Annotated in this window: 4 protein-coding genes; 1 reads left to right on the top strand and 3 read right to left on the bottom strand. The window is 74.5% G+C overall.

What is annotated here, in order from left to right:
- On the bottom strand, positions 1–148 hold a 148-nt coding region (locus N4P33_RS32000; RefSeq protein WP_260830450.1), incomplete at its 3' end, for a DUF2510 domain-containing protein.
- A gap of 251 nt (positions 149–399) precedes the next feature.
- Between N4P33_RS32000 and N4P33_RS31995 the strand changes: the two genes are divergently transcribed.
- Positions 400–3084, top strand: coding sequence for an AAA family ATPase (locus N4P33_RS31995; RefSeq protein WP_260830449.1), 2685 nt, complete (start codon positions 400–402; stop codon positions 3082–3084).
- Positions 3085–3136: 52 nt separating this feature from the next.
- Here the strand turns inward: N4P33_RS31995 and pcaD are convergent, their stop codons facing one another.
- On the bottom strand, positions 3137–4264 hold the full coding sequence (gene pcaD / locus N4P33_RS31990) for a 3-oxoadipate enol-lactonase (RefSeq protein WP_260830448.1): 1128 nt from the start codon (positions 4262–4264) through the stop codon (positions 3137–3139).
- Positions 4261–5420: 3-carboxy-cis,cis-muconate cycloisomerase (gene pcaB / locus N4P33_RS31985; protein WP_260830447.1), on the bottom strand; the 1160-nt coding region annotated here is incomplete at its 5' end. The genes pcaB and pcaD, both read right to left, overlap by 4 nt.

Here is a 5420-nt window from a genome sequence, read left to right as displayed (position 1 = left end):
CGGGCGGCGGCGGACCCCACACGGCGGCCGACCCCACCGGGCGCACCTGATCCGTCCAGGCACCGCCGTCCCACCAGCGCTCGGTGGGCGGCCCGTCATTCGTCTGCCCGGGGTCGGGGTACCACCCGGGAGGAGTCAGCTGCGTCATGCCCCCACCGTAAGAGGCATCGGTGAAAGCCGGATGAGAGAACCCCGCCCCTGTCCGGTCGCGCCCGTCATGTCCCGCCCCCTTGACAGCCGTTGACCCTCACCGCCCCAGGTGAGGGTGCCGACGCGTCGACCCCCCGCACCCGGTGTCACCCGTCACGGCAACTCCTGCTCCGAGCAGTCACCGTTCGGCCACGTGGGGGACTACGCTCGACTTCGTACGTCGTTCGGGCGACTTGGGGAGGTAGCGGGATGACGGAGGTACGGCCCACGGCCGGCGCCTCGGCTTCCCTGTGGGAGCGCGACGCGGAGATCGCCGCCATCGCAGGGGCCGTCGACACCCTGTGTGCCGACCGCTCCTCGTCCGGCAGCGTGCTGCTGCTCCGCGGCGAGGCCGGACTCGGCAAGACCGCGCTGCTCGCGGAGACCCGCCGCATCGCCGAACAGCGCGGCTGCACCGTGTGGTCCGCCCGCGGCGGCGAGACCCTGCGCTCCGTCCCCTTCAACGTCGTACGCCAACTCCTGCAGCCCGCCCTGGTGTCGATGCTGCCCGAGGAGGCCCGCGACTACCTCGGCGACTGGTACGACATCGCCGGACCCGCCCTCGGCATAACGGAACCCGGTGAGCGGCACGCCGACCCGCAGGGCGTGTGCGAGGGCCTCGTCGCCGCGGTGCGCCGGCTGGCCCGCCGGTACTGGCCGCTGGTGCTGCTCATCGACGACGCCCACTGGGCCGACCAGGAGACCCTGCACTGGCTGGCCGCCTTCGCCGACCGGCTGGACGACCTGCCCGTGCTGCTGGTGGTGGCCCGCAGGCCCGGCGAGATCTCCGGGGTGAGCGCCCGCCATCTCGACGCCGTGGCCGCCGCGTCCGACCGGCCCGTCACCACCCTCAGCGCCCTCACCCCGGACGCCGCCGCCGGGCTCACCCGCGCCACCCTCGGCGAGCACGCGGACGCCGCGTTCTGCCGCGAGGTGTGGGCCGTCACCGGCGGCAACCCCTACGAGACCGTCGAACTCCTCGCCAAAGTCCAGGACAGCGAACTCGAACCCGTCGAGGCGCACGCGGGCGAACTGCGCGCGCTGAACCAGTCCGCCCGCGGCGGCGGCCTCGTCGCCCGCCTGGAGCAACTCGGCATAGACGCCACCCGGTTCGCCTGGGCCGCCGCCATCCTCGGCACCGGCGTCACCGTCGACCTGGTGGCCCGCCTCGCCACTCTGGAGCACGCCGACGCCGTCCGCTGCGCCGAACTCCTGCGCAGCGCCCGCATCCTGACCGCCCCCGACCCGGCGGGCGCCCGCACCGCACCGGCCGATCTCGAGTTCGTGCACCCGCTGATCGCCACGGCCGTCTACAACTCCATCCCGGACGCCCTGCGCCGCGCCATGCACGGCATCGCCGCCCGCATCGTCACCGACTCCGGGCGCGGCGCCGCGGCGGCCGCCCGCCACCTGGTGGAGGTCCACCCGGACGACGACGAGGAACTAGTCGAGCAGCTGCGCGAGGCCGCCCGCGAACACCTCGCCGTCGGCGCCCCCGACGCCGCCCGCCGCTGCCTCGAACGGGCCCTGGAGGAACCGCCCCGCCCCGAGGTCCACGCGCACGTGCTGTACGAGCTGGGCTGCGCCACCTTCCTCACCGCGCCCGCCCGGACCATCGGCCATCTGCGCGCCGCGCTCGGCATGCCCGGCCTCGACGGCGACCGGCGGGTGGACGCCGTGGTCCGCCTCTCCCAGGCGCTGCTGCACAACGACCAGATGGAGGAGGCGGTCCGTACGGTCGAGGCGGAGGCCGCCCGGCTGGAACCGGGCCCCGCCCGGATGCGGTTGCAGGCCGTGCAGTTCATGTGGGAGGGCATCCACGCGGGCGAGACCTTCACCCCGAACCGCTCCGAACGCCTCGCCGAACTCGCCGCCACCTGCACCGGCCGCGACAACTCCGAGCGGGCGCTGCTCATTCTGCGCGGCTTCGACGCCATGATGCGCGGCGAGAACGCCGAGGAGATCGTCGAACTGTGCGACCGCGCCCTCGTCAACGGCCGCCTCGCCCCCGGCCTCGGCTGGACCGACTCCGAGTGGGGCGTGGAACTGCTGCTGATGCTGGCCGGGGTGTACGCGTACACCGACCGTCTCGACCGCGCCGAGAGCCTCTACAACGAGGCCCTGCACGCCTACGAGTCGGCCGGCTGGAGCGGCGGCCACCTGGCCCTGGCCCACGCCTACGTCGGGCTCGGTCACCGCAGACGGGGCCGGCTGGAGGCGGCGGAGACCTCCCTGCGCGAGTCGCTGCGGCTCGCCGAACACGTAGGACGCGGGCTGCCGTTGTACTGGACGGCCACCTGCAACCTGGTCGACACGCTGCTCGCCCGCGGCCGCGTCGACGAGGCCTGGACGGTCGCCGAACGGCACGGCTTCACCCCGCCCTATCCGTCGACCATCGTGCTGCCCGACCCGCGCTCGGTCCGCGGCCGGCTGCTGCTCGCCGTCGGCCGCACCAAGGAAGGCATCAACGAACTCGAGGCGGCGGAGAAGGCGGCCGCCGCCCGTGGCCACCACAACCCCGTGCACGTCTTCTGCGCCGCCGACCTCGCCCGCGCGCTGGCCACCGAGGACCCAGCCCGGGCCGGACGGCTCGCCGTCGACGTGCGCCGGCGGGCCGAACGCTTCGGCACCGACACCGCGCTGGGGGAGGCCCTGCGCGTGGCCGCCGCCCTGGAGACCGGCCAGCGCGCGGTCCGCCTCGCCGCCCAGGCCGTCGCCTACCTGGAGTCCTCCCCCTGCCAGTACGAACACGCCGCGGCCCGCATCGAGTACGGCACCCTGGCCCGCTCCCGACCCGACCTCGAACGAGGCCTGGCCCTGGCCCGCTCCTGCGGCGCGGACGGCCTGGCAGCCCAGGCCCAGCAGGAACTGGACCACGGCGTGGGCCTGCGCTGAAACACACCGCCCGCGCAAGCACCCCAAGGCCCCGGACCGTAGATGCGGTGCCTTACGCCGAGTCCTCGGCCTCCTCCGCCAGCACCCGCTGGGCGGTGGCGAAGGCCGAGTTCGCTGCCGGTACTCCGCAGTACACCGCCGTCTGGAGCAGGACCGCGCCGATCTCCTCCGGGGTGAGGCCGTTGCGGCGGGCCGCGCGGATGTGCATGGCCAGTTCGTCGTAGTGGCCGTGAGCGACCAACGCCGTGAGGGTGATCATGCTGCGCTCGCGGCGGCTGAGCGTCGGGTCCGTCCAGATCTCGCCCCAGGCGTAGCGCGAGATGAAGTCCTGGAACCGTGCCGTGAACGGCGTCTGCCGCGCCTGCGCCTGGTCCACATGGGCGTCGCCCAGCACCTCCCGGCGCACCTCCATACCGCGCCGCGCGCCCCCCATCAGATGCGCGCGCAGCGCCGTCAGCACGGCCTCCGGGCACTGCGCCGGCGCCAGATGCGAGGCCCCCGGGATCTCCACCAGCGTGGCGTCCCGCACGGCGTCCGCGATCTCCCGCAGGTGAGGAGGGGGAGTCGCCGGGTCCTCCCGGCCGGCGATCAGCAGCGTCGGCACCCGGATGTCGGCCAGCCGCTCCCGCAGATCGAACGCGGCCAGCGCGTCACAGCAGGCGGCATACGCCCCGGGGTCGGCCTCCCGGTGATCGCGCACCAGCTCCGGCACGGTGAAGTCGCCCGCGAACCAACGCGCGTCCGCGCTCTCGGCGAGCCCCGCAAGACCCTCGCGGCGCACCAGCTCCGCCCGCTCCTGCCAGGGCTTCGCCCCGTTGAAGTGCGCCGAGGAACAGATCACGGCCAGCGACGACACCCGCTCGGGGTGGTGCACGGCCAGGTGCAGCCCCACAGCGCCGCCGAGGGAGACCCCCGCGTACGCGAACCGCTCCACCCCCAGCGCGTCGGCGAGATCGAGCACAAGACCCGCAAGATCCTCCACACGCGCACCCGGCCTGATCAGTTCGGCCGGCGAACCACCGTGCCCCGGCAGATCCCAGCGCACCACCCGGTGACTGATCGACAGCTCGGGCGCCACCTTGTCCCACAGCGCGTACGAGGTGCCCAGCGAGGGCCCGAGCAGCAGCGGGGGCGCGGAAGCGGGGCCCTCGCTACGGTGATTGAGCAGCTTCCCTGTCAACGTCGCTCCAGAGCACGATCGGTGAGGGCGCCCGCGGCGCCCGTGTAGCGGGTGGGGTCGGTCGCGGCGGTCAGGTCGAGGTGCAGGTCCTTCAGCTCCGTCTCGGCGGCCAGAAGTTCGCTCAGTGGGCGGCCCTCCTCGTAGGCCCGCCGGGCCAGCCCGGTGAGCAGTTCCTTGGCGCGGGCGCGGCCCAGCACGGGGGCGAGCTCGGCCGACAGCCGCTCGGAGACGATCAACCCATGGGTGAGGCCGAGGTGTTCGCGCATGGCGTCCGGGTGCACCTTCAGCCCTTCGGCCAGTTCGGCGGCGTCCCGCGCGGCACCGCCGGCCAGCCGCAGCAGATCCCTGAGCGGCTCCCACTCGGCGTGCCAGGCGCCGGCCGGCCGCTCGTCCTCGGCGGCCAGCGAGCCGTACAGCGTGGCCGCGAGCTGCGGTGCCCGCCGCGCCGCCGCGGCGATCAGCGTGGACCGCACCGGGTTCGCCTTGTGCGGCATGGCGGAGGAACCGCCGCCGCTGCCCTCGCTCACCTCCGCGATCTCGGTACGGGACAGCACGAGCACATCCGCGGCGAGCTTGCCGAGGGCGCCCACCGTGAAGGCCAGGCACCCGGCGAGATCGGCCACCGGGGTGCGCAGGGTGTGCCACGGCAACACCGGTTCCCGGAGCCCGAGTTCCCGGGCGTAGGCTCCCGGCAGCGCGGTCGGCTCGTCCGCGCCGTACGCCGTGAACGCGGCCAACGTCCCCGCCGCCCCGCCGAGTTGCGCGGGCAGCGAGCCCCGCACGGCCGTCACCCGGTCCCGCGCGTCGAGCACCAGCGCCCGCCAGCCGGCCGCCTTCAGGCCGAACGTGGTCGGCACGGCGTGCTGCGTGAGCGTCCGGCCCGGCATCGCGGTGTCCCGGTGCGCGGAGGCGAGAACGGCCAGCGCCCGCGCGCAGCGGTCGAGATCGTCGAGCACCAGGTCCAGGACACGGACCGCGACCAGCATCATCGCCGTGTCCATGACGTCCTGGCTGGTCGCCCCCCGATGCACATACGGCCCGTACGGCTCGCCCACCGCCCGCGTCAGCTCCGCGACCAGCGGGATCACCGGGTTCGCGCCGCCCCGCGCCCGCTCGGCGAGCGCGCGGAGGTCGAAGCGGCCGGGGTCGGCCGCCG

The organism is Streptomyces sp. 15-116A (assembly GCF_025290915.1).
Lineage (GTDB): Bacteria > Actinomycetota > Actinomycetes > Streptomycetales > Streptomycetaceae > Streptomyces.
Note: the sequence above shows the minus strand (reverse complement) of the source record. Positions and strands in the feature narration are given on the sequence as shown.

Coding starts and splice junctions, on each gene's coding strand:
- N4P33_RS31995 (WP_260830449.1), top strand. CDS start 400: ATGACGGAGGTACGGCCCACGGCCGGCGCCTCGGCTTCCCTGTGGGAG.